Origin of the sequence: Nocardioides sp. (assembly GCF_044226305.1) — a bacterium.
GTDB lineage: Bacteria > Actinomycetota > Actinomycetes > Propionibacteriales > Nocardioidaceae > Nocardioides.
In genome coordinates this window covers 1-23,419 of the sequence record NZ_JBGAHF010000014.1, presented here as the reverse complement: position 1 = coordinate 23,419, position 23,419 = coordinate 1, and the positions used below count along the sequence as shown (strand labels likewise).

The following is a 23,419-nucleotide window of genomic DNA, read 5'->3' as shown; positions in this document are numbered from 1 at the left end:
AGCGAACCGTTACGTCAATGAATTGCGGCGGCGAGCTCGACCAGGAGGGGGGCGACGAGCAGCGCGGGCAGCAGGTCGGCGACCGGGATCTCGCGGATCCGGAGCAGCCGGAGCGCCACGCCGACGAGGAGCAGGCCCCCGGTCGCCGTGATCGCCGCCAGCTGGGCGTCGGGCAGGACGCCGCCGATGGCGAGCCCGAGGAGCGTCAGCGACCCCTGGACGACCACGATGGTGATGGCGCTGGCGGCGACCCCCCAGCCGAACGAGGCGGCGAACGCGATGGCGGCGAACCCGTCGAGGGCCGCCTTGAGGACGAGCTGCTCGGCGCCGTTCCCCAACCCGTCGTTGAGCGACCCGAGGATCGTGAGCGGGCCGGTGCAGAAGACCAGCGAGGAGACCACGAACCCCTCGATGAACCGGTGCCGCTCCGCGGAGCCCGCCTCCCCGGCCAGCCGGGACTGGAGCCACCCGCCGAACGCCTCGACCCGCGACTCCAGCCGCAGCAGGGAGCCGACGATGCCCCCGACCAGCAGCGAGCCGAGCACGATGAGCATCGGGGCGCTGTCCCCGACCCGGTCGGCGAGGTCGTCGTCGAGGACCGCCACGGCCGACGTCCCGGCGATCAGCAGGGTCACCAGGCCGAGTGCGTCGGTGACCACGTCGCGGGTCCGCTGGGGCAGCCGGTTGCCCAGCAGGACCCCGATGGTGCTGCCGAGCAGGACGGTCGCGACGTTGACGGCGGTACCGATACCGGGGATCACGGGACTCCTCTGACAGACGCGAGCGGCTGAGCGTAGTCTCCTTCAGTGGTGCTGCGTTCGGGGGACACGAGCTGCGGCTGACGATGGAGGACTCAGAGAGCATGACGCGATGACGCGTTCGCTGGTCACGCTGCGGCCGGCCACGGCGGCCGACGCCCCCTACCTCGCCGAGCTCTGGGCTGACGTGATGAGGAAGGTCGGGCCCGAGGACCAGGTGGGCGACATCCAGGCGGTCCTGGCGCGCGTCGAGGCCTCCGCCGACGAGCTGATGGTCGTCGCGGAGTACGACGGCGAGTTCGCCGGCGCCGTCGTCCTCGAGGCGACCACGCTCTCGGCGCTCAACCTCGAGCCGGTCGTCCGGGCGCTCTCGCCGCACGTGCTCCCGCGGATGCGCCGGCACGGCGTGGGCAGCGCGCTGATGGACGCCGCGGTCGCCTGGGCCGAGGAGCTCGGGATCGGCCACGTCGCCACCGCCGCCGTCTCGGGCTCCCGCGACGCCAACCGCTTCATGGCCCGCATCGCGCTCGGCCCGTACGCCGTCCTCCGGGTCGCCCCCACGCACGCCGTCCGCGCCCGGCTCACCGCCCACCGGCGGCCGGTGGCCGGCGCGACCGGGGGCCGTCAGCTGGGCCAGGTGCTCGCGGCGCGCCGCTCGATGCGGCGCTCCCGCGCGGCCGAGGGCTGAGCCGGGCCGCGAGGACCGGCCGCTAGGACTGGTAGCGCTCGCGCGGCATCAGCGCGCAGGTGATCCGGGAGGTGCACACGCGCTTGCCGCGCTCGTCGGTGACGACCACCTCGTAGGTCGCGGTGCTGCGACCGAGGTGCAGGGCGGTGGCGGTCCCCGTGACGGTGCCGGAGGTCGCCGAGCGGTGGTGGGTGGCGTTGATCTCGATGCCCACCGAGAGCCGGTCGGGGTGCGCGTGCAACGCCGAGCCGACCGACCCGAGGGTCTCGGCGAGCACCACCGACGCGCCGCCGTGGAGCAGCCCGTAGGGCTGGGTGTTCCCCTCGACCGGCATCGTCGCGACGACCCGCTCGGCGCTGATCTCGACGAGCTCGATGCCCATCTTCTCGTTCAGGCCGCCCATGCCCTGCGGCATGGCGGCGAGGAACTCCGCCACGTCCTTCGACTCGCTCATGGGGCCATCCTGCCTGTCGGTGGGCGCGGATAGAGTCGCAGGGTGCCACGCCTCCTGCTCCTCGACGGACACTCCCTCGCCTACCGTGCGTTCTTCGCCCTCCCCGTCGAGAACTTCTCCACGACCACCGGACAGCACACCAACGCGGTCTACGGGTTCACCTCGATGCTGATCAACGTGCTGCGCGACGAGCAGCCGACCCACGTGGGCGTCGCGTTCGACGTCTCCCGGCAGACGTTTCGGCTCGCGGAGTACGCCGAGTACAAGGCCAAGCGCAACAAGACCCCGGGGGAGTTCAGCAGCCAGCTGCCGCTGATCGAGGAGGTCCTCGACGCGCTGAACATCCCGTTCCTCAAGAAGGACGGCTACGAGGCCGACGACATCATCGCCACGCTGGTGAGCCGGGCGCTGGAGGACCCGGACATGGAGGTCCTCATCCTCACCGGCGACCGCGACTCGCTCCAGCTGGTGACCGACCGGTCGACGGTGCTCTACCCGATGCGCGGGGTCTCCGACCTGGCCCGGATGACGCCCGAGGCGGTCGAGGCCAAGTACGGCGTCCCGCCGGCCCGCTACCCCGAGCTGGCCGCGATCGTGGGGGAGACCTCGGACAACCTGCCCGGGGTCCCCGGCGTCGGCCAGGGGTACGCCGCGAAGTGGATCAACCAGTTCGACGGGCTCGACAACGTCATCACCCACGCCGACCAGATCACCGGCAAGAAGGGTGAGGCGCTGCGTGAGCACCTCGGCGACGTGATCCGCAACCGCCGCCTCAACGAGCTGGTCCGCGACCTCGACCTCGAGCTGGCGCCCGCCGACCTGGCGCTGCGGCCGTGGGACCGCCAGGCCGTGCACACCCTCTTCGACGGCCTGGAGTTCCGGGTGCTGCGCGACCGGCTGTTCGAGACGCTCTCCTCCGAGGAGGAGATCGACGACTCGGGCTTCGACGTCGCGATGACCGTGCTCACCGCCGGTGGGCTCGGCCCGTGGCTGGCGCAGAACGCCTCCTCCGGGGAGCGGGTCGGCGTGCACGTCGTCGGGCGCTGGGGCGCCGGCACCGGCGACGTCAGCGGGCTCGCGTTCGCGACCGGCGACGGGACCGCCGCCTGGGTCGCGGTCGACGAGATCGACCCCGCCGACCAGGCGGCGCTCGCCGCCTGGCTGGCCGACCCGGCGCAGCCCAAGGTGCTCCACGACGCCAAGGGGCCGATCCTGGCGCTCGCGGCCTGGGGCACGCCGCTGCACGGACTGGCCCGCGACACCGCCCTCTCGGCGTACCTCGCCCGTCCCGACCAGCGCTCCTACGACCTCGCCGACCTGACGGTCCGCTACCTCAAGCGCGAGCTCAAGCAGGGCGGCACCGACGACGGGCAGCTCAGCCTCGAGGGCCTCGACGAGGGTCTCGGCGACGCCCGGGCCGGTGAGGTCGAGATGCTGCACGCCCGGGCGGTCCTCGACCTCGCCGCCGCGCTCGACGACGAGCTCGAGGAGCGCGGCGGGACCCGGCTGCTCAACGAGATCGAGCTGCCGCTGGTCGACCTGCTGGCGAAGATGGAGCAGACCGGCATCGCGGTCGACACCGACCACCTCGAGGCGCTGGAGGCGCACTTCGCGACCGAGGTGCGCACCGCCGCGGAGGAGGCGTTCGCGGTGATCGGCAAGGAGATCAACCTCGGCTCGCCCAAGCAGCTCCAGGTGGTGCTCTTCGACGAGCTCGGGATGCCGAAGACCAAGCGCACCAAGACCGGCTACACCACCGACGCCGACGCGCTCCAGGCGCTTTACGTCAAGACCGAGCACCCGTTCCTGCTCCACCTGCTGCGCCACCGCGACGTGATCCGGCTGCGCCAGACGATCGAGGGGCTGCTCAAGACGGTCGCCGGCGACGGCCGGATCCACACGACGTTCAACCAGCTGATCGCGGCGACCGGCCGCCTCTCCAGCACCGACCCCAACCTCCAGAACATCCCGGTCCGCACCGAGGAGGGCCGCCGGATCCGCGAGGCGTTCGTGGTCGGACCGGGCAGCGAGTGCCTGATGACGGCCGACTACAGCCAGATCGAGATGCGGATCATGGCCCACCTCTCGGAGGACGCGCTCCTCATCGAGGCGTTCCGGTCGGGCCGCGACTTCCACTCGATCACCGCGGCCCGGGTCTTCGACGTGCCGGCCGACGACGTGACGGTCGAGATGCGGGCCAAGATCAAGGCGATGAACTACGGCCTCGCCTACGGCCTCTCCGCCTTCGGCCTGGGCCAGCAGCTCGGCATCGAGCCGGGCGAGGCGCGCGGCCTGATGGACGAGTACTTCCAGACCTTCGGCGGCATCCGGGACTACCTCGGCGGCGTCGTCGAGGAGGCCCGCAAGACCGGCTTCACCGAGACCATCAAGGGCCGCCGGCGCTACCTGCCCGACCTGACCAGCGACAACCGGCAGCGGCGCGAGATGGCCGAGCGGATGGCGCTGAACGCGCCGATCCAGGGGTCGGCCGCCGACATCATCAAGATCGCGATGCTCAACGTCGACCGGGCGCTCGAGTCCGCCGGGCTGGCGTCCCAGATGCTGCTCCAGGTGCACGACGAGCTCGTGTTCGAGGTCGCCGCGGGGGAGCGGGACGCCCTGGAGGCGCTGGTCCGCGAGCAGATGGGCGCCGCCGCCGACCTCACCGTGCCGCTCGACGTGTCGGTCGGCTTCGGCCGCAGCTGGCACGACGCCGCCCACTAGCAGGGCGGCGCCACGGGCCCGCCCCGAGCGGGTCAGGGCGCGATCGGCTCCTCGTCCGGCGCCGGCCGGATGACGTGCAGGCTGACGGCGAGCAGCACGACCAGCAGCAGCGAGTCCACCGTGATCACGACCGACAGCAGGCCGCGCAGGCTGTCGGAGGTCAGGCCGAAGGCCACCAGGGAGATGAACGCCGCCCAGACCAGGTAGACCGAGCGCTGGCCCTGGCGGGCGAGCACCGAGTAGACGAGCAGCTGGAGCATCGAGAGCACGGTGCCGAGCACCGCGAAGATCCAGAGGTGGTCGGAGATCTCCTCGAACTGCTGACCGCCCACGAAGACCAGCGCGAGCTGGGGCACCAGCAGCGCGCCGGCGGTCACCACCGCACCGATCACCGAGACCAGCGCGAGGCTGTAGGTCAGCGCCCGTCGTCGCTCGCCGGCGGTCGACATCGACGGGAAGGCGATGACGACGACGAACTGCGGGAGGAACAGCACGGCCTTGGTGAGGATCAGCCCGCCGGCGTACAGGCCGGCGTCGTGGGCGGGGAGCACGTTGCGCGCGATCACGATGTCGACGTTGGAGAGGGCGAAGAACGCCAGCAGCACGTGAGAGTTGTGGAACGACTCGCGGATGACCAGCCGGAAGCCGTGCTCCTCCGAGGCCACGCCCGCGTCGCGTGGGCTGCGCAGGAACCACCATCCGGCCACGACCGGGAAGCAGGCACCGATGCCGGTGCCGATGATCGCCGCGGTCTCCGTCGGGTGCCAGGCGATCAGGGCGGTGCCGATGATCAGCCGCGGCACCCCGCTGAGCACGTAGACCACCGACAGCGCCTGCCAGCGCCGCTCGCCCTGGAGGATGCCGGCCTGGCCGCCCATGATCGTGAACGGCACCGAGACGACCGAGACCAGGGCGGCGGTCAGCAGGCTGTCGAGACGGAGCACCGCGTTGAGCAGCGGCGTCAGTACGAGGAGGAGCACGCCGAGGGCGACCGAGGCACGGTAGGTGACGCCGAGGATGGTCCGCTCGATCTGCGCGACGTGCTCGGGCTCGGCCGCGATCCGCCGCGCGGCGGTCGCCTGGAGGCCGAGCTGGAGCACGGTGATGACGAGGAGCGTTGCCATCAGGCTGGCGAAGGCGCCGTACGCCTGGGGTCCGAGCAGCCGGGCCGCCGCCATCGTGAACCCGTACGTCGCGACGTTCATGATCGCCATCGCCACCGCGATCGAGCCGCCGCCGCTGAGCAGCTGCTTCACGCGCCGGGTCGGGGTCACGGAGCAGAAGCGTATGCGAGACTCACGCGCGTGATTCACGGCGGTGCCGTGCTGCGGTCGATGCGGCCGAAGCAGTGGACCAAGAACCTGCTGGTGGTCGCTGCGCCCCTGGCCGCCGGCGATCTGGGCGACCCCGACGTCCTCGGTCCGACGGTGCTGGCGTTCCTCTCCTTCTGTGCTGTGTCGTCGGGGACCTACCTCGTCAACGACTGCGCGGACCGGGAGGCCGACCGGCTGCACCCGCGCAAGCGGACCCGGCCGATCGCGGCCGGCGAGCTCGGCGTGCGGGCGGCGCTGGTGGTCGCGGTGCTGCTGTTCGCGGTCGGCCTCGCCCTGGCGGCGCTCACCGACCCCGGGTTCGTCGTGCTGCTGGTCTCCTACGTCGTGCTCACCCTGAGCTACTCGCTGTGGCTCAAGCACGAGCCGGTCATCGACCTCGCGCTGGTCGCGGCGGGGTTCCTGATGCGGGCCGTGGCCGGCGGCCTGGCCGCGTCGATCCCGATCTCGGACTGGTTCCTCATGGTGGCCGGCTTCGGCTCGCTGTTCATCGTCGCGGGCAAGCGCTACTCCGAGAAGCACACCCTGGGCAGCGAGGCCGGCACCCGGCGCTCGCTCACCGGCTACACCGACAGCTACCTGCGCTTCGTGTGGAGCATCGCCGCGGCGGTGACCGTGACGGCGTACTGCCTGTGGGCCTTCGAGAACGCGCCACCGACCGGCATCCCCTGGCACACGCTCTCGATCCTGCCGTTCGTGGTCGGGCTGCTCCGGTACGCCGTCGACGTCGACGCCGGGCAGGCGGCCGAGCCCGAGGACATCGTGTGGGGGGACCGGGTGCTCCAGGGGATCGGGGTCGTCTGGGTCGTGGTGCTCACGCTCGGGGTGCTCGGTGTCTGAGCCCGGGTCCGAGCAGGTCGCCGAGCTCCGCGGCTGGGGCCGCACCGCGCCGTCGTCCGGCCGGACCGTGACCGCGACCGCGGCCGAGGTCCCGGCCCTGGTCCGGTCGGCCGGCCCGCGCGGGATCGTGGCCCGCGGCCTGGGCCGCTCGTACGGCGACGTCGCCCAGAACGCCGGGGGCGTCGTGCTGCTGCCGCTGCCGACCGACATCGGCGAGGTGGGCGCGGACGGGACGGTCCGGGTCTCGGCCGGCACCAGCCTCCACGACCTGATGGTGGCGCTGGTCCCGCGCGGCCGGTTCGTCCCGGTCACGCCGGGCACCCGCTACGTCACGGTCGGCGGCGCGATCGCCTGCGACGTGCACGGCAAGAGCCACCACGTCGCGGGCAGCTTCGGCGACCACGTCGTCGACCTCGACCTGGTGCTGGCCGGCGGCGAGACCCGGACCGTCGGTCCCGACCGCGACCCCGACCTGTTCTGGGCCACGGTCGGCGGACTGGGGCTGACCGGGGTGGTCACCGCGGCGACGCTGCGCACCATCCCCGTAGAGACGTCGTACGCGACGGTCACCACGCAGCGGCTCGCCGACCTCGACGCGGTGATGACCGAGATGCGTGAGGGCGACCAGCGCTTCACCTACTCGGTGGCGTGGATCGACACCCTCGCTCGTGGCGCCGCGCTGGGCCGCTCGGTGCTCTCCCGTGGCGAGCACGCCACCCGGGACCAGCTCACCGGCCGCGCTGCCGCCCACCCGCTGGTGGCGCCGGCCGGCCCGCGGGTCGCCGTCCCGTTCACGCCGCCGGCCAACCTCGTGGTCCCGCTCGGCGTGCGGGCGTTCAACGAGGCGTGGTTCCGCCGGGCGCCGCGGCACCGCACCGGTGAGATCCAGAGCCTCGGCGCGTTCTTCCACCCCCTCGACGGGATCGCCGGGTGGAACCGCGCCTACGGCCCGCACGGCGTGGTCCAGTACCAGCTGGTCGTCCCCGACGGCGAGGAGGCGGCGCTGGTGCGGGTGCTCGAGCGGATCGCGGGCGAGCGGCTGTCGTCGTTCCTGGCCGTCCTCAAGCGGTTCGGGCCCGGCAACGCCGGCCTGCTCTCGTTCCCGACCGCCGGCTGGACCCTGGCGTACGACGTGCCGGCCACGCCCGCGCTCGCGCCGCTGTTCCAGGAGCTCGACGAGACGGTGGTCGCCGCCGGCGGGCGCGTCTACCTCGCGAAGGACTCCCGGCTGCACCCGCGGCTGCTGCCGCAGATGTACCCCCGGCTCCCCGAGTTCCGGGCCGTCCGCGAGAGGGTCGACCCCGACCGGGTGTTCCGGTCCGACCTCGCTCGTCGCCTCGAGATCTGATCGGACAGACCTGATGCTCAACGCCCTCGGCCAGCCGCAGACCGTGCTCCTGCTCGGCGGGACCAGCGACATCGCCCGCGCCACCGCCCGCGCGTGGGCCGCCTCCGGCGACCTGCACGTGGTGCTCGCGGCCCGGCCCGGCCCGCGGCGCGACGCCGCCGTCGCCGAGCTCACGGGCCTGGGCGCCACGGTCGAGGCGGTCGACTTCGAGGCCGAGGCGACCGGGACCCACCCGGCGCTGGTCGCGGCGGCGGCCGCGGGCCGCGACATCGACGTCGCGCTGGTCGCCTTCGGGGTGCTCGGCGACGAGGAGCTCGCCTGGCAGGACCACGACACCGCCGTCCACCTCGCGACCGTCAACTACACCGCGGCGGTCAGCGTCGGCGTGTGCCTCGCGGACCTGGTCCGCCGGCAGGGGCACGGCGTGGTCGTGGCGCTCTCCTCGGTCGCGGGCGAGCGGGTCCGACGCTCGAACTTCGCCTACGGCGCCAGCAAGGCCGGGATGGACGGGTTCTACCTCGGCCTCGGCGAGGCGCTGCGCGGCACCGGCGGCCGGGTGCTGGTCGTCCGCCCCGGCTTCGTGCGCACCAAGATGACCGAGGGCCGCGACCCGGCGCCGCTGTCGGTCGACGCCGAGGACGTCGCCGCGGCGATCGTGCGCGGCGTGGCGGAGGGGGACGAGCTGGTCTGGGTGCCGGCCGCGATGCGGGTGGTCATGTCCGGGCTGCGGCACGTCCCCCGTGCCCTGTTCCGGAAGCTCCCGCTCTAGTGGCCCGAGCAGCGCCCCGAGCCTCGTGGGTGGTGCCGGTGTGGGCGGTCGCCCTCGCCGTGCTGATGCTCGGCCCGGCGCTGGGGCCCGGCTACCTGCTGACCTACGACATGGTCTGGGTGCCCGACCTCGCGCTCCGCTCGGACTTCCTCGGCCTCGGGTCGGCGCTTCCGCGGGCGGTGCCGTCGGACGCCGTGGTCGCGGTCCTCGACGAGGTCGTGCCGGGGATGCTCCTGCAGAAGCTGGTGCTGCTCGGCGCCCTGGTGCTCGGCGGCCTCGGCGCGGCCCGGTTGGCCGGGCGCTCGACCCTGGCCCGCCTGGTCGCGGTGAGCGTCTACGTCTGGAGCCCGTACGTCGTGGAGCGGCTGTGGATCGGCCACTGGCCGCTCCTGCTCTGCTGGGCGGTGCTGCCGTGGCTGGTCGCCGAGGGGGTCCGGCTGCGCGGCGACCCGCGGATCGGCGCGGCGCTGCCGTTCCTCCTGCTGGTGGGCTCGCTGAGCGCGAACGCCGGGCTGATGGCCGCGGCCACGCTGCTCGCCGTCGGCCTGACCCGGGCGACCGCGGCGCGGCTGGTCGCCCTCGTCGCCGCGGCCAACGCCCCGTGGCTGGTCGCCGGCCTCCTGCACGTCGGCACCGCGACGTCCGCGACCTCCGGCACCGTCTTCGGGCTCAACCACGAGGGGTCGCTCCCGGGTCCGCTCGCCGCACTGACGCTCGGCGGGATCTGGAACACCGAGGTCGTGCCGTCCTCCCGCACGCTGCTCGTGATCCCGGCGCTGCTCACCATCGCCTACCTGTCGCTCGCGGCCGTCGGCGCGCGGCCGCTGGCGCACCGCCTGGGCCGGCGCACCACCACGGCGCTGGTCGCCCTCTGGGCCGTCGGGTACGGCGTCGCGGTGCTGTCCTGGGCCGCACCCGGCGCCGTCGGGTGGGTGGTGAGCACGGTGCCTGGCGGCGGGCTGCTCCGGGACGGCGCCCGGTGGCTGGCGCTCTGCGCCCCGCTGACCGCGGCGCTGGTCGCCGCCGGGGTCGAGCGCTGCGCCGACCGGGTCGCGGAGCGTCCGGTGCGGGTGCTGGTCGGGGTCGCCGGGGCGCTCGTGCCGCTGGCGTTCCTGCCCGACGCGGCGTGGGGCGTCTCCGGTGAGCTGCGCCCCGCCGACTACCCCGACGACTGGGCCGCGGCACGCAGCGCCCTCGGCACCGGCCGGGGCGACCTGCTGGTGCTGCCCTTCACCAGCTACCGCGCGCCGACGTGGAACCACGGGCACAAGGTGCTCGACCCGCTGCCGCGCTACCTCGAGCCGAACTACGTCGTCGACGACCGGCTGTTCGTCGACGGACGGGCGGTCGCCGGCGAGGACCCCCGGGTCCCCGACGTGCTCGCCGCGCTCGCCCTGTCCAGCCCGACCGACCGCGCCCGGGCGCTCGGCGACCTCGGGATCGGCGCGCTGGCGCGCGACCGGACGGTGCCGACGGACCCGGCCTACGACGCCGAGGTCCCGGGCACCGAGGTGTACGGGTCGGCCGGTCTCGAGGTCGTCGAGCTCGACGTGCCGGTGGCCGACCGCGAACCGCCGGTCGGCTGGTGGCTCGCACTCGGCGCGGCCTGGGCGGCGTTCCTCGGGGTGGTCGCGGTCGGGGGGCGGAACTCGTTCCAGACCATCTCGTCCAGAATTCACACCCGCCGTGGGTCCGGGTGATACCGTCGGCGACGAAAGGGAGGGACACTACGTGCTTAGGGTAATTCTCATCACGATGGCGAGCGTGACAGGTGGTGCCGTCATCGGTGGCGCCACGATCGTCGGCCTCGTCAACGCGCAGACCGCTCCTCCCGACCAGTCGCCGGCCAGCGTCAGCAACCCCACCCTGGACTACGGCTCCACCCAGTGACCCGCCCGGGCCGGTTCGTCCGGTCCGGTCCGAGCGTCCCCCGAGGCGTGTCCGGCTGCTTGCCGATCCGTCCTCGGTTCAGTCCTCGGTCGCGTCCTGGTCGCTGACGAGCTCGCCCCGCAGCGCGGCGGAGACGACGTGCGCGAAGGCCGACTGCGAGTGCGCCCACGTGAAGCCGGCACTGTGCCGCCGCGCCCCCTCCGCGAGCACGCGCCGGCCCTGGTCGTCGCGCAGCAGCGCCCCGAGCGCCGCCACGAGCTCGGCCGGGGTGTTGACGAGGATCCCGGAGACGCCGTCCACGATGGACTCGCGGGTCCCGCCGGCGCTCGCGTAGGCGACGGTCGGCGTCCCGTGCGCGGCCGCCTCGCCGACGACCAGGCCCCAGCCCTCCTTGAGCGAGGGGAGCGCCATCACCCACGACTCCTCGTAGATCTCCTGCTTGCGGACCTCCGACACGTGGCCCTCGAAGACCACGGCACCGCGCGCGACCAGGTCGGCGGCGTACTGGTGCAGCTCGGCCTCCCACCAGCCGCTGCCCACCACGCGCAGCCGCAGGTCGGGGAACTCCTCGATCAGGGCGGCGACCGCGTCGATGGCGTGCTCGACCTGCTTGTGCGGGACCAGCCGGCCGACGACGCAGACCGAGGGGTTCGGCGACTTGTGCGCCTCCACCCGGACGACCGGGTCGGAGCCGTTGTGGACGACCGCGACCCGCGGGCCGGTCACCCCGAGCTCGCGCAGCTCGGCCCGGGTCGCGCGCGAGACCGCGACGTACTGGCGGCGGCGGTAGAGCCGCGGCGCGAGCCGGCTCTCGATCCACCAGCCGACGCGACCCGTGACGCCGGGGTAGACGACCGGCCACTGCTCGCGGTGCACGTGGTGGACGAGCACGATCACCGGCCGCCGGGTCACCAGCGGGGTGAAGAACGGCAGCCCGTTCTGGACGTCGACGACCACGTCGACCCGACCGAGGTGCCGACGCAGCAGCGCCCACATCCCGAGCAGGTAGACCGACAGCTTCGACCCGCGCCGGACGAACCGGATGCCGTCGACGACCTCGTCCGGGGCGGCCCCGGCGTAGGCGACGCAGAAGATCGTGACCCGGCAGCCGCGCTCGACGAGCCCGGCCGCCATCTTCTCGAGGTAGCGCTCGGCGCCGCCGCCCTCGGGGTTGCCGGTGTCGCGCCAGCTGAAGAACGCGACGTGCCGGCCGGCGAGGTCCCCGGCGAGGTCCCCGGCAAGGTCCTCGGCGTCGCGGGGCTGGTCGGTCGTCGGCACGCGGCGAGGTTACCGGTTGGTTCGGATAGGGTTCCCGGCATGCGAGGAGGGGGCGCTACCGACGCGCCGGCGTGGACCCCCGACCTCAGCCGGTCGGTCCGCCTGTTCCGCGACTTCCGCGTCGAGCAGACCGACCCGCGGCGGTTCTACTCGGCCCTCGCCGCGGACTCGGTCGGTCAGCTGTCCGGCTACCTCGACCTGGCCGGCGCCACCGTCCTCGACGTCGGCGGGGGACCGGGCTACTTCCGGGACGCCTTCCGCGCGGCCGGCGCGGCGTACTGGGCCCTCGACGCCGACGTCGGCGAGCTCTCCGGCCTGGGCGAGATCGCCCGCGGCACCGTGGTGGGCGACGGGATGAACCTGCCGTTCCGCGACGGCGCGGTCGACCTGTGCTACTCCTCGAACGTGCTCGAGCACGTGCCGCGCCCCTGGGACATGGCCGACGAGATGGTCCGGGTCACCCGCCCGGGCGGCATCGCCTTCATCTCGTTCACGCTCTGGTGGGGACCGTGGGGCGGCCACGAGACCTCCCCGTGGCACTACCTCGGCGGCCGCCGGGCGCGGCGCCGCTACCGGCGCACCCACGGCCACGAGCCCAAGAACAGGTACGGCGAGTCGCTGTTCGCCGTGACCGTGCGGGACGCGATGTCCTGGGTGCGGCGGCAGCAGGGCGGGGAGGTGCTCGCGGTCATCCCGCGCTACAACCCGCGCTGGAGCTACTGGATGACCCGGGTCCCGGTCCTGCGGGAGCTGGTGACGTGGAACCTCGTGATCGTGGTGCGCAAGGGGTGAGCGAGCAGCAGCAGACCGCCCGCCCGGGCGTGGCCACCTCCGGGCTCCGGATGGCGGGCTACGCCGCCGTCCTCACGGCGCTCGCCTTCTCCCAGTCGGCCGGCAAGACGGTCGCCGACACCAAGTTCGACCTGCTGACCGCCCCGTGGAAGTTCCTCTCCGGTGCCGTGCGGCTCTGGGACCCCTCGGCGGCCTTCGGCCAGATCCAGAACCAGGCCTACGGCTACGCGTGGCCGATGGGCCCCTTCTTCCTGCTCGGGAACCTCGTCCACCTGCCGCCGTGGGTGATCCAGCGGCTGTGGTGGAGCCTGCTGCTCTGCCTGGCGTTCTTCGGCGTGGTGCGGCTCGCGCAGCGCCTGGGCCTCGGCACGCCGTTCACCCAGGTGCTGGCCGGGTTCGCGTTCGTGCTCACCCCCCGGATCACCACCCTGCTCGGGGGCACCTCGATCGAGATCTGGCCGATGGCGCTCGCGCCCTGGGTCCTGCTGCCGCTGGTGCGCGGGAGCCAGGAGGGCTCGGTGCGCCGGGCGGCGGCCTGGTCGGCGCTCGTGGTCGCCTGCTGCGGCGGCGTCAACGCGGTGGCGGTCGCGGCCGTGCTGCCCCTCGGCGTGATCTGGATCCTCACCCGCGCGCGCGGCCGCCGGAAGTGGCCGCTCCTGGGCTGGTGGACGCTGTTCACGGTCATGGCGACCCTGTGGTGGAGCGCCCCCCTGGTCTTCCTGGGCCGCTACAGCGTGCCGTTCCTCGACTACATCGAGAACGCCACCATCACCACGGTGCCGACGGACCTCACGCGCACCGTGCTGGGCCAGTCCGACTGGGTCGCCTACTTCGCGGGGATCGACTACCCGGCGGGCCAGGAGCTGGTGACGACGCCGTTCCTCATGCTCGACGCCGCCGTCGTGGCGGCCTTCGGCCTGGTCGGCCTCGCCCTGCGGTCCAACCCGCACCAGCGCTTCCTGACGTGGGGCCTGCTCACCGGGCTGGTGCTGGTCGGGTTCGGGTACGCCGACGAGCTGGCCGGCTTCGTCTCCCACGACCGCCAGACCCTGCTGGACGGCCCGCTCGCCGCGCTCCGCAACCTCCACAAGTTCGACGTGGTGCTGCGGATCCCGCTGGTGCTGGGCTTCGCGCACGCGCTGGCCGTCGTCGGCTCCTACGCCCGTGACCGGGCCTCGACCTGGTCGGCGCGGGCGCTCCAGATCGCGGCGGTGCTCGCCGTCGTGGCGCTGGCGCTGCCGTGGTCGCAGGACCGCCTCGCGCCCCGCGAGGGCGTCACCGCCGTCCCGGACTACTGGTACCAGGTCGCGGACTACCTCGGTGAGAACGACGACGGGACCGTCGCCCTCGAGGTCCCGGCGTCGGCGTTCGGCGTCTACACGTGGGGCAACGTCCACGACGACGTCCTCCAGGGGCTCGCGAGGAGCCCGTGGGCCGTGCGCAACGTGATCCCGCTCGCCCAGCCCGGGAACGTGGTGTTCCTCGACGCGATCGGCCAGGTCCTCGAGGACGGCCACCCGAGCTCGACGCTCGCGCCGTTCCTCGCCGAGAACGGCGTCGGCAAGCTGGTCGTCCGCAACGACCTCGACCGCCTGCAGACGGGTGCTCCGGACCCCGCCTACGTCCGCAGCGTCCTCATCCACTCGCCCGGCATCGAGCTCGCGGAGTCCTTCGGCCCCCGGCTCGGGGCGCGGGCGTGGAGCTACTCGCCCAACGGCAACATCCGCGTCGTCGAGGGCTCCGGCATCGCCGCCGAGGTGGGCTCCGTGGACGTCTACACCGTCGAGGGGGCCGCCGCGGGGACGGTCACCCCGGGGCCGCAGGTGCTGCTCGGCGACCCCGGCTCCGGGCTCGACCAGGGCATGGCCGAGCTCGGTCCCGGCCCGCGGGTGCTGGCCGAGGACGCCGACGGGGAGGAGGGCGGCGAGGTCCTCACCGACGGCAACAAGCGGCGCGAGGTCAACTTCTCCGCGGTCCGGGAGAACGTGTCGGCGACGATGCCGGCGACCGAGCCCTACCGGCTGGCGGGTCCCGAGACCACGCGCCGGTTCCTCGACCACCCGGAGCGCTGGCAGACCACGGAGAGCTGGGCCCGGACGGTCGCCCAGGCCTCGAGCAGCACGTCGCAGGCGTTCGCGGACGCGCAGCCGCCGCTGGAGGTCGGGACCCACCCGGGTGCCGCGCTCGACGACGACCCGGCGACCGAGTGGAAGTCCGCCCGGCACCTGGACCCCACCGGTCAGTGGTGGCAGGAGACCTACGTCGGGCCCACGTTCGTCGACCAGGTGAAGGTCACCCTGGGCCGCAGCTCGGCGCCGGTGGCCGAGCTCGAGATCCAGACCGACGAGGGCGGCCGGGTCGTCCCGGCGCCGGAGCCCGGGAAGGCCCGCACCTACGACCTCGGCATCACCGGTGCGAGCTACCTGCGGATCACCGCCGCCGGGCGGGACCTGCGGCTGCCCGGCACCTTCGCGCTCGCCGAGGTCGAGGTCCCCGGGGTCGCCGCGCAGCGCTACCTGACGATGCCGCTGCCCGACGACCGGTTCCCGCTCGACGCGATCGCCGTGACGCGGGACCCCGACCGGGCGCCGTGCGTCATGGTGGGCGCGACCTACGCGTGCGACGAGTCGCTGTTCTCGCCGGGGGAGGACGGGGACACCCTCGCGCGGCGGTTCGTGCCGTCGTACCAGTCGCTCTACCGGCTGTCGGCCACCGGGTCGCTGCGCCGCACGGTCGACGCGAGCCTGCTGCTCTCCTCCGGCGCCCAGCTCACCAGCGACGCGCCGATCGTGGACGTGGCCACCAGCCCGGTCGCCATGGGCGACGGCGACCTCGCGACCACCTGGGTCGCCAGCAACCCGCGGGAGGTGGTGCACCTCCAGCTCCCCGAGCGGCGGACCGTCGACCAGCTGCGGCTCCAGGTCAACATCGGTGCGGCCGCGGCCCTGCCGTCGAAGCTGCTGGTGCGGGCGGGCGACCGGCACGTGGTCGTGGGCGTGACGGAGAACGGGGTGGCCCGGCTGCCGGGCTGGCGGACCGACGAGCTGGACATCCAGGTGCGCGACACGAGGACGGCCGTCTCGGCGTACGGGCGGGCGTTCGTCCGGCTGCCGGCCGGCATCTCCGAGCTCGAGGTCGACGGCGAGTCGCTGAACGACGACGCCGTCACGCCCCGCCGCTTCCCCTGCGGGACCGGACCCCAGGTCACCGTGGCCGGCCAGCTCCGCGACACGGCGCTCCGGGCGAGCACCCGCGACCTGATCCGCGGCGCGACGGTGCCGCTGCGGATCTGCGGCTCCCCGCAGATCCTGCTGTCCCCGGCCACGACCTCGCTCCTCGCGCTGCCCAACCCGCTGTTCCGCTTCGAGTCCGCCACCCTGCGCCACCGGGTGCCGGACCCCGAGCCGACGGCCGTCGACGTGGCCCACGACGGCGCCGGCTCACCCTCGTCGGTCGACCTGCCGGCGCGGCCTCAGGACGGCGTGGTCACGCTGCCCCAGAACATCAACAGCGGGTGGCAGGCCGACCTCGACGGGGAGCGGCTGACCCCGGTCCGGATGGACGGGTGGAAGCAGGGCTGGCGGGTGCCGGCCGGTGCCGCCGGCACGATGACCGTGGAGTACCGCCCTGCGCTGCCGTTCACCCTGCTGCTCGCCGGCGGCGGGGCGCTCGTGCTCGTCGTCGTCGCCGTCGCCGTCTGGCCGCGGCGGCGCCGGTCGGTCGCCGCGGAGCCGGCGCCGCTCGCGGCAGGACGACCCGGGCTGCTCGACGCCGTCGTCGTCCTGGCTGCGGGCGCGCTGCTCTCCGGGTGGTGGGGGCTCGGTGGTGCGGCGGTCGCCGTGGTCGCGGGGCTGCTGCTCCGGCGGTTCGCGGGCTGGGCGTGGCTCGCCGGCATCGCGCTCGTCGTCGGCTCGATGGCGCTCACCGTCGACTGGGTCACGACCCGGTCGTGGGCCGTCACCTGGAGCCAGTCCTGGCTGCTCGCCGCGGTCTGCCTCGCGGTCGCCTCGCTGGCGAGCGCCTGGGCGCCCGGTCAGAGGACGGTCGCGTGGTCCGGCCGCGCCTCGGCGTCCATCCGGGCGAAGAACCGGACGTTCTTGAAGCGCATGACGCGGCGCTCGAAGCCGTAGTAGGACATCGTCGCCAGCACGATCGTGATGCCGAGCGTCAGCGCCGCGACCGTCACGAAGTGGCCGGTGAAGTAGTCGAGGTCGAGGACGGCGAAGACGCCGTTCAGCACGAGCATGTGGATGGCGAAGATGCCGTAGGAGATCTCGCCGAGCCAGAAGAGCACGGGACCGCTCAGCTGCGTGCGGACCCAGCCCTCGCGCTCGGGCCCGAACACCAGCGGCAGCAGGTAGAGGCCGCCGGCGACGGCGTACAGGACGACCTTGAGACCGGCCTCCCAGCCGCCCGGCGTCAGCAGCGTGCGCGGACCGGCCAGCGGCGAGGCGGCGATCGCGAAGACCGCGGTCGCCAGGATCCAGCAGCCGAGCAGGTCGTGGCCGAGCCGCTCGAGGACGTGCTCGCGGGGGTGGACGGCGAGGTCGGCGGAGACGGCCGCGAAGCACACCCCGACCAGGAACCAGGGCAGGTAGCCGGGCAGCCACTGCGCGTAGTGACCCTCGTTGCCGGGGATCTGCGCGACGATCGCCTGCCAGGTGACGCCGGCCGCGAAGAAGATCGCGGACCGGCCGAACACGCTCGGCAGGTGCAGCGTGTGCAGGCGGGTGCCCGGCCGCCAGGTCAGGAACCAGGCGAGGGCGGGCAGCACGAGGTAGAACGCGACCTCCGTGCAGAGGCTCCACATCTGGGTGAGCGAGCTCGGGAGCAGCTCGGGCCGGTAGAGCTGGGTGAAGGTCAGGTTGGCCAGCCAGTCCTGCCAGCCCATGTCGGCGTTCGCGGGGTCGAAACCGAGCGCGATCACGACGACCAGCCAGTAGAGCGGCAGGATGCGCAGCGCCCGCTTCCACAGGTAGTGCCGGGTCGAGGGCGCCGGCCTGCCGAGCGCGGCGGTCAGGAACCACGGCCGCGTCAGCAGGAAGCCCGACAGCACGAAGAAGATCGTGACGCCGAAGTCGAGGCGGGCCAGCACCGCGCCCACCCAGCCGTGGTTGATCTGGCCGGTGTTGAAGGCCGAGTGGGTGAGGACGACCATGATCGCCCCGATGGCGCGCGCGGCGTTCAGCGTCGGGAATCTCCGGTCCCGGAAGCTCATCCGGCGCCCTCCTCGTCGGTCTGCGGGACCGCGCGGCCCACGGTCACATCATCGGTGCACAAGGCCACCCCGTCGACCAGTCCGCCGATCGTGACCGAGTCGAGACGTGAGCCGCCGGCGACGTACAGCGCGTGGACCCCCGCGCGGACGGTCGTGTCCCGGGTGACGTCCCCGGCCGTGACGCGCACCGGGCTGTCGCCGCTGCTGAGGTAGCCGATCCGGATCCACCAGCCACCGTAGGCCACCGGCCCGTCCAGCGGGATCGTGACCGGCGACTGCTCGACGCGCCACCCGCACCGGCGGTGCGGACCGTCCTTCCCCTCGCGGACCGGCGTGACCGTCGCCGGGACGATGTTCCCCTCGTCGTCGATCACCTGCAGCCGGTCGGTGGCGACGTCGGTGAACGCGAGCGCGTCCTCGCCGGCGAGCAGCCGGCTGGCGAGGTTCTCGGGGTAGCGGACCCCGAAGGTGACGAAGTCGGGCACCGGCCGGTCGACCGTCGCGATCGGCGTCGTCGCGGCCTCGAGCTGGGGGACCAGGCGCCCGAACCACCGCTCGGCCGCGGTGTCGGAGTGCCAGTGGTCCACGAAGCCCCAGGTCGACCAGCCGGCGAGCACCGCCACGAGCGCCGTGGCCACCGCGATGCGGCGCGGGTGGTCGAGGAACTCGCTCTCGGAGCGGCGCTCCGAGGACTCCGCGGCGCCGATGACCGGCATCGTCATGCCGGCCAGCGCGATCGCCGACGCCGCCGCCAGCTCGCCCTGGAAGCGGTAGTCCAGGCCGATGAGGGGCCCCGACACGCTGGCCCTGGTCACCAGCACCAGCACCATGTCGATGAGCAGGAAGTAGCCCGGGATCCACAGCGCCCGCAGGGCCCGCCGCCGGTGCTTGCGGATCTCCCAGAGCAGCACCGCGAGCAGCGCGAGCGCGAGCAGCGCCGGCCCGTCGCCGGGGAGGGCGAACGAGAACGGCTGGTCGGGGACCCGCCACCAGCGCAGCGGCCCGCCGAGGAGGCCGGGCACGTAGGAGTCGAGGAACATCCGCCGGAAGGTGCTGAGCGCGGGGTAGCCGAGCGGCTTCGACGCCCGGAAGTCCCGCCCGACGTTGAGGTAGAGCACGACGTAGACCGCACCGGTCGCGACGTAGAGGACCAGCGCCGGCCAGCGGCCCGCCACCGCCGTGCGGACCCGCTGCACCGGCGACCTCCCGGTGGCGAACCAGCACAGGGTCGCGATCCCGAGGACGCCGTACACGAGGGCCGTCTTCTCGTTGAACGCGATGCCGGCGACGATCCAGGCGTTCGCGGCCACGGCGTGCCGCAGCCGCCGGGTGCGCAGGTAGGTGACGTGGGCGGCGAGGCCGAAGAACAGGGCCACCTGGAGGGGCAGCAGGTTGACCGCGGCGGCCCACCAGATCGATCCCTCGAGCGAGATGACCGAGACCAGGAACAGCACGAGCGGCGGCAGGATCCCCGGCCGGAGGCCGAACAGCGTGCGCAGCAGGTAGAGCAGGCCGAGGTCGCAGAGCGCCTGCAGCGCGACCAGCTCGGTCGCCGGCAGCGCGAAGCTCCACGGCGCGACCTGCTGGTTGACCCAGGTGAGGTACATCGCGGCGGGCATGACGTGGCCGAAGTAGGAGCGCGACGCGACCGCGGGGGAGAGGCCGTCGTGGACCATCCGCGAGATGAAGTTGAAGTCGTCGACGTGGAACCAGCCGCCGTACGTCGCCCATGCCCGCACCACCAGCTGGAGGGCGATCAGGACCAGCGCGGCGACCAGCACGCGACGTTCGCGGCCGGCGACCGGACCGGCGGTGGGGCTCGCGGGAGGACTCGCGGGTGGGCTCGAGGTGTCCGCGCTCATCGGGACGGCTTCGCCGCCTCGGGCGAGCCGAGCACCAGGCCGGTCACGCACAGACCGGTCTCGTCGGGGAACGAGTTGATCACCACGGTGTCGAAGGTCCCCGAGGCCTGGAACCACGCGGTGTGCTTGCCGGCCGGCAGGTCGACGTCGTGGGCCTGGTCCCCGGCGACGAGACGGAAGTGGGTGTCGACCGGGCTGCGGTAGTTGACCGCGATCCACCAGCCGTCGCCCAGCACCGGGCCGTCCAGCGGGATCCGCACGATGCCGCCCTCGAGCGGGTAGGGGCAGTCGGGATCGGCGTCCTCGGGCACCTCCATCAGCCGCGCCGGGTCCAGCTGGACGTCGGTGAGGCGGCCGTCGTCGTCGAAGAGGTAGAGGTCGTCGACGGAGCTGCGGGGGAACGACATGTGCTCGGCCCAGGGCTTGAACAGGTGGCTGTAGGTGTTCTCCGGGTAGCGGAAGGACCACAGCAGCGTCTGGGGGACGCCCGCGTCGACGAGCGGCACGGGCTCGTCGGAGGAGGTGAGGGTCTCCTCGACCTGCGTCAGGTAGTCGCGGGTCGGGTTCCGGTCCTGCCAGAGGTCGACCCAGCGGACGCTGGAGACCGCCGCGAGGAGCACCACCGCGACGGTGATCGCCGCGATCAGCCGGCGACCCTCGTAGCCGTTCGGCGCGTCGGGGCGGACCTCGTTCTCCTCGACCGCGCCCCGCAGCGGGAGGAAGGCGAGGCCGAGACCGAGCACGATCACCGCGGCCGACTCCGTCTGGTAGCGGTACTCGCGGGCGATGTCGGGCCCGACGACGCCGGCCCGCGCCGAGGCGAGCAGGGCGACGTTGGCGATCGTCATGAAGGCGAGCGGTCCCCACGCCCGCTTGCTGATGGTGCGGCTGCGCCACGCGTAGACCGCGACGGCGGCGGTGGCGGCCCAGGACAGCACCAGGAGGACGTCCGGCGGGTCCGCGAAGGCGCCGCCGGTGAGCGGCTGCCACACCACGGGACCGCCGACGACCGCCGGGAGCATCGCGACCGCCACCAGGTTCCAGGCGATCGGCCCCCAGGCGACGTCCGTCGACTCGCCGGGGGAGAAGTTGAGTCCCACGGCGGCGTAGACCGCCACGTACGCGCCGCCGGCGACGACCGCGAGCACGACCGCCAGGCGGTAGGTGTCCCACAGCCGCCGGAGCCGCTCGGGGGTCTTGCCGGCGCTGAACCAGCCCAGGGCGACCAGGCCGTAGATGCCGAGCACGAGGACGGTCTTCTCGTAGAAGAGCAGCCCGATCGCGACCCACAGCAGCGAACCGACCAGGTGCCGGACCCGCCGGCCGCGGAGGTAGGCGAGGAAGTCGGTGAGCCCGAAGGTCAGCGCGATCTGGAGCGGGAGCTGGTTGATCCCGGCCGCCCACCACACCCCGGCCGAGAGCGTGAACACCCACATCAGGTAGCCGGCGAGCAGGGCGAGCACGACCGGTCGCCGGCCGAACATCGACACGAGCAGCCGGAGCATCCCGATGCTCGCGACCAGCTGGAGGAGCAGCAGCGTCACCGCCCAGGGCGCCCACTGGTAGACCCACCACTTCGTCAGCACCCACGCGATCGCGAACCCGGCCGGCATCAGGTGCCCGCCGTAGGACTCGGTCAGGTAGGACCACCCGAAGTCCTGGTTCATGGCCCGCGACTGGAAGGCCAGGTCGTCGAAGTAGAACCACGATCCCCACAGCGCCCAGGCCCGGAAGACCAGCTGCAGGAGGATGAGGAGCGCGCCCGCGAGCAGGAAGCGGTCGGGTCGGCGCGGCACGCCGGGAGTCTCCCACAGGGGCGCGGACAACTTTCGGTCACGGCTGTGACGGAAGTCGCATCTGTACCGGTCGGTAATGCTAACGTGCGCCCAATTGATCCTGGGAGGGACTGCTCGTGAAGCGTAAGTGGTTCGGTGTCGTGCTGCTGGGCCTTGGCGCCTTCTTGCTGGCGATCGGGGTGCTCGGTCTCGTCTGGGCACCCGGGGTGGTCAAGAAGACCCCGCTCGACGTCAACCAGGTCACCCACCTCGACGGCACCGTCAAGAAGCTGAACGCCGCGACCGGCGAGCTCGAGGAGAACCCGGTCAAGGTCCAGAACATCACCCAGGTCGACTCCGACGCGTCCACCGACGACGTCGCGGTGTGGGTCGGCACCACGTGCGTGGTGGCCGACATCGACAACGCGCCCGACTGTGTCGACGGCGACGACCCGCGTCTGATCACCGCCAGCACCGACGCCTTCGCCACCGACCGGGTCTCCGCCCTGGCGATCCCGGACTTCCCCGGCCTCCCGGCCGACGCCGTCCCGCACGAGGGCCTGGTCAACAAGTTCCCGTTCGACGCGGAGAAGACGACCTACCCCTACTGGGACGGCACCATCGGCTCCGCGGTCGACGCGACCTACGACCGCACCGAGACGATCGAGGGCATCGAGTGCTACGTCTACACCTTCACGATCACCGACGCACCGATCGAGATCGCCGAGGGTATTGACGGCACCTACGACAACACCGTCGAGATCTGGGTCGAGCCCAAGACCGGTGCCATCCAGCAGCAGACGCAGGACCAGCAGCGCTACCTCGACGACGGCACCCAGGTGCTCGACCTGAAGATCGGGTTCACCGACGAGCAGATCCAGCAGTTCGCCGACGACGCGGTGACGAACATGCGGCTGCTGTCGGTCATCACCGTCTGGGTGCCGGTCGCCGGCTTCGTCGGCGGCGCGCTGTGCGTGATCGCCGGGGCGCTGCTCCTGGTCTCCGCCCGCCGCAACCGCACCACGGGTGGCGGCGGCGCGCACGTCGAGCAGGAGAAGGCCGCCACCACGGTCTGACCGCGGGAGGCCTGGCCGGGCCGTGCGCCCGGGTCAGGCCCGCAGGTCGGCGCCGAAGATCGCGGTGCCCGGGGTGAACCGGCCCCGGGTCCCCGACCAGCCGCCCCAGACCCGGTCGTGGTCCGGCGGCCACTCCGGCTCCAGCAGGTCGGTGATCACGAAGCCGGCCCCGGCCAGCAGGGCGACCCAGTCGCCGAGCGTGCGGTGGTGCTCGACGTAGGACACCTGCCCGGTCGCGTCGTCGACCTCGACGTACGGCGTGCGGTCCCAGTAGGACTGGCTGGCGACCAGGCCGGCCTCGCCCGGGTCGTCGGGGAACATCCACCGCGTGGGGTGGGTGATCGAGAACGCGTACCGACCTCCGGGTCGCAGCACCCGCGCGGTCTCCGCGACGGCGTCGGCGATGTCGCTGACGAACTGCAGCGCGCCGAAGGACGAGAAGACGACGTCGAAGCTGGCGTCGGCGAAGGGCAGCTGGGTCGCGGTGCATCGTTTTTACTTCTGGTTTTTGATGAAATAACACAGGGTCCGGATTGATTCGGAGGCGTTTTCCAATGGGCAGAGCAATTGTTAGATAATGCCTCGGGGCTGATCACTGCAACTGGTGGCCAATGCC

17 protein-coding genes and 1 pseudogene are annotated in these 23,419 nt (G+C 73.0%); 10 read left to right on the top strand and 8 right to left on the bottom strand.

Features of this window, described 5'->3' with window-relative positions; all coding sequences use genetic code 11:
* Positions 1–14: 14 nt before the first annotated feature.
* Positions 15–761, bottom strand: coding sequence for a DUF554 domain-containing protein (locus ACILQ5_RS14870; protein ID WP_395658799.1), 747 nt, complete (start codon positions 759–761; stop codon positions 15–17).
* A 109-nt stretch (positions 762–870) separates the two neighbouring features.
* Between ACILQ5_RS14870 and ACILQ5_RS14865 the strand changes: the two genes are divergently transcribed.
* Complete coding sequence (locus tag ACILQ5_RS14865) at positions 871–1,446, top strand: GNAT family N-acetyltransferase (RefSeq protein WP_395658798.1); 576 nt, start codon at positions 871–873, stop codon at positions 1,444–1,446.
* Positions 1,447–1,468: 22 nt separating this feature from the next.
* Here the strand turns inward: ACILQ5_RS14865 and ACILQ5_RS14860 are convergent, their stop codons facing one another.
* Positions 1,469–1,900, bottom strand: a complete 432-nt coding sequence (locus tag ACILQ5_RS14860; protein WP_395658797.1) for a PaaI family thioesterase — start codon at positions 1,898–1,900, stop codon at positions 1,469–1,471.
* A 42-nt stretch (positions 1,901–1,942) separates the two neighbouring features.
* Here ACILQ5_RS14860 and polA point away from each other — a divergent pair, with 42 nt between their 5' ends.
* Positions 1,943–4,624, top strand: a complete 2,682-nt coding sequence (gene polA / locus ACILQ5_RS14855) for a DNA polymerase I (RefSeq protein ID WP_395658796.1) — start codon at positions 1,943–1,945, stop codon at positions 4,622–4,624.
* 32 nt (positions 4,625–4,656) lie between these two features.
* Here polA and ACILQ5_RS14850 read toward each other — a convergent pair whose 3' ends face one another.
* Positions 4,657–5,898: a lipopolysaccharide biosynthesis protein gene (locus ACILQ5_RS14850; RefSeq protein WP_395658795.1), complete on the bottom strand. Its 1,242-nt coding sequence runs from the start codon at positions 5,896–5,898 to the stop codon at positions 4,657–4,659.
* A 30-nt stretch (positions 5,899–5,928) separates the two neighbouring features.
* On the opposite strand from ACILQ5_RS14850, the gene ACILQ5_RS14845 reads away from it, so the two are divergent.
* From ACILQ5_RS14845 to ACILQ5_RS14825, 5 genes are read left to right on the top strand one after another with little or no spacing between them, the layout of a single operon-like run.
* On the top strand, positions 5,929–6,795 hold the full coding sequence (locus tag ACILQ5_RS14845) for a decaprenyl-phosphate phosphoribosyltransferase (RefSeq protein WP_395658794.1): 867 nt from the start codon (positions 5,929–5,931) through the stop codon (positions 6,793–6,795).
* Positions 6,788–8,143, top strand: coding sequence for an FAD-binding protein (locus ACILQ5_RS14840; protein ID WP_395658793.1), 1,356 nt, complete (start codon positions 6,788–6,790; stop codon positions 8,141–8,143). The genes ACILQ5_RS14845 and ACILQ5_RS14840 overlap by 8 nt, the downstream gene beginning before the upstream one ends.
* A gap of 13 nt (positions 8,144–8,156) precedes the next feature.
* Positions 8,157–8,912, top strand: coding sequence for a decaprenylphospho-beta-D-erythro-pentofuranosid-2-ulose 2-reductase (locus ACILQ5_RS14835; RefSeq protein WP_395658792.1), 756 nt, complete (start codon positions 8,157–8,159; stop codon positions 8,910–8,912).
* A 32-nt stretch (positions 8,913–8,944) separates the two neighbouring features.
* The gene (locus ACILQ5_RS14830) at positions 8,945–10,612 is read left to right on the top strand and encodes a hypothetical protein (RefSeq protein WP_395658791.1); all 1,668 of its coding nucleotides are present in this window, start codon (positions 8,945–8,947) and stop codon (positions 10,610–10,612) included.
* Positions 10,613–10,643: 31 nt separating this feature from the next.
* Complete coding sequence (locus ACILQ5_RS14825; RefSeq protein ID WP_395658790.1) at positions 10,644–10,802, top strand: hypothetical protein; 159 nt, start codon at positions 10,644–10,646, stop codon at positions 10,800–10,802.
* A 78-nt stretch (positions 10,803–10,880) separates the two neighbouring features.
* On the opposite strand, the gene ACILQ5_RS14820 is transcribed toward ACILQ5_RS14825, so the two are convergent.
* Entirely contained in the window at positions 10,881–12,080 is a 1,200-nt protein-coding gene (locus tag ACILQ5_RS14820) for a glycosyltransferase family 4 protein (RefSeq protein WP_395658789.1), read from the bottom strand.
* Between the two features lie 39 nt (positions 12,081–12,119).
* Between ACILQ5_RS14820 and ACILQ5_RS14815 the strand changes: the two genes are divergently transcribed.
* The gene (locus ACILQ5_RS14815; protein ID WP_395658788.1) at positions 12,120–12,872 is read left to right on the top strand and encodes a class I SAM-dependent methyltransferase; all 753 of its coding nucleotides are present in this window, start codon (positions 12,120–12,122) and stop codon (positions 12,870–12,872) included.
* Positions 12,869–17,002: an alpha-(1->3)-arabinofuranosyltransferase family protein gene (locus tag ACILQ5_RS14810; protein WP_395658787.1), complete on the top strand. Its 4,134-nt coding sequence runs from the start codon at positions 12,869–12,871 to the stop codon at positions 17,000–17,002. Before ACILQ5_RS14815 ends, ACILQ5_RS14810 begins: the two co-directional genes overlap by 4 nt.
* Here the strand turns inward: ACILQ5_RS14810 and ACILQ5_RS14805 are convergent.
* The 3 genes from ACILQ5_RS14805 to ACILQ5_RS14795 are packed head-to-tail and all read right to left on the bottom strand — an operon-like array spanning position 16,906 to position 21,748.
* Positions 16,906–18,090, bottom strand: a complete 1,185-nt coding sequence (locus tag ACILQ5_RS14805; protein WP_395658786.1) for an acyltransferase family protein — start codon at positions 18,088–18,090, stop codon at positions 16,906–16,908. The two genes, ACILQ5_RS14810 and ACILQ5_RS14805, sit on opposite strands and share 97 nt — an antisense overlap.
* Positions 18,087–19,952, bottom strand: a complete 1,866-nt coding sequence (locus ACILQ5_RS14800; RefSeq protein ID WP_395658785.1) for a hypothetical protein — start codon at positions 19,950–19,952, stop codon at positions 18,087–18,089. Before ACILQ5_RS14800 ends, ACILQ5_RS14805 begins: the two co-directional genes overlap by 4 nt.
* On the bottom strand, positions 19,949–21,748 hold the full coding sequence (locus ACILQ5_RS14795) for a hypothetical protein (protein ID WP_395658784.1): 1,800 nt from the start codon (positions 21,746–21,748) through the stop codon (positions 19,949–19,951). The genes ACILQ5_RS14800 and ACILQ5_RS14795 overlap by 4 nt, the downstream gene beginning before the upstream one ends.
* 116 nt (positions 21,749–21,864) lie before the next feature.
* Here ACILQ5_RS14795 and ACILQ5_RS14790 point away from each other — a divergent pair, with 116 nt between their 5' ends.
* Positions 21,865–22,803, top strand: coding sequence for a DUF3068 domain-containing protein (locus ACILQ5_RS14790; protein ID WP_395658783.1), 939 nt, complete (start codon positions 21,865–21,867; stop codon positions 22,801–22,803).
* A gap of 33 nt (positions 22,804–22,836) precedes the next feature.
* Here the strand turns inward: ACILQ5_RS14790 and ACILQ5_RS14785 are convergent.
* Positions 22,837–23,280, bottom strand: a pseudogene (locus ACILQ5_RS14785) (class I SAM-dependent methyltransferase); the annotation flags it as partial.
* Positions 23,281–23,419: the final 139 nt, after the last annotated feature.

Bases quoted from the DNA above. Each gene is read 5' to 3' on its own strand.
- ACILQ5_RS14800 (WP_395658785.1), bottom strand. From the start codon at position 19,952: ATGAGCGCGGACACCTCGAGCCCACCCGCGAGTCCTCCCGCGAGCCCC.
- ACILQ5_RS14805 (WP_395658786.1), bottom strand. From the start codon at position 18,090: ATGAGCTTCCGGGACCGGAGATTCCCGACGCTGAACGCCGCGCGCGCC.
- ACILQ5_RS14815 (WP_395658788.1), top strand. From the start codon at position 12,120: ATGCGAGGAGGGGGCGCTACCGACGCGCCGGCGTGGACCCCCGACCTC.
- ACILQ5_RS14860 (WP_395658797.1), bottom strand. From the start codon at position 1,900: ATGAGCGAGTCGAAGGACGTGGCGGAGTTCCTCGCCGCCATGCCGCAG.
- ACILQ5_RS14835 (WP_395658792.1), top strand. From the start codon at position 8,157: ATGCTCAACGCCCTCGGCCAGCCGCAGACCGTGCTCCTGCTCGGCGGG.
- ACILQ5_RS14865 (WP_395658798.1), top strand. From the start codon at position 871: ATGACGCGTTCGCTGGTCACGCTGCGGCCGGCCACGGCGGCCGACGCC.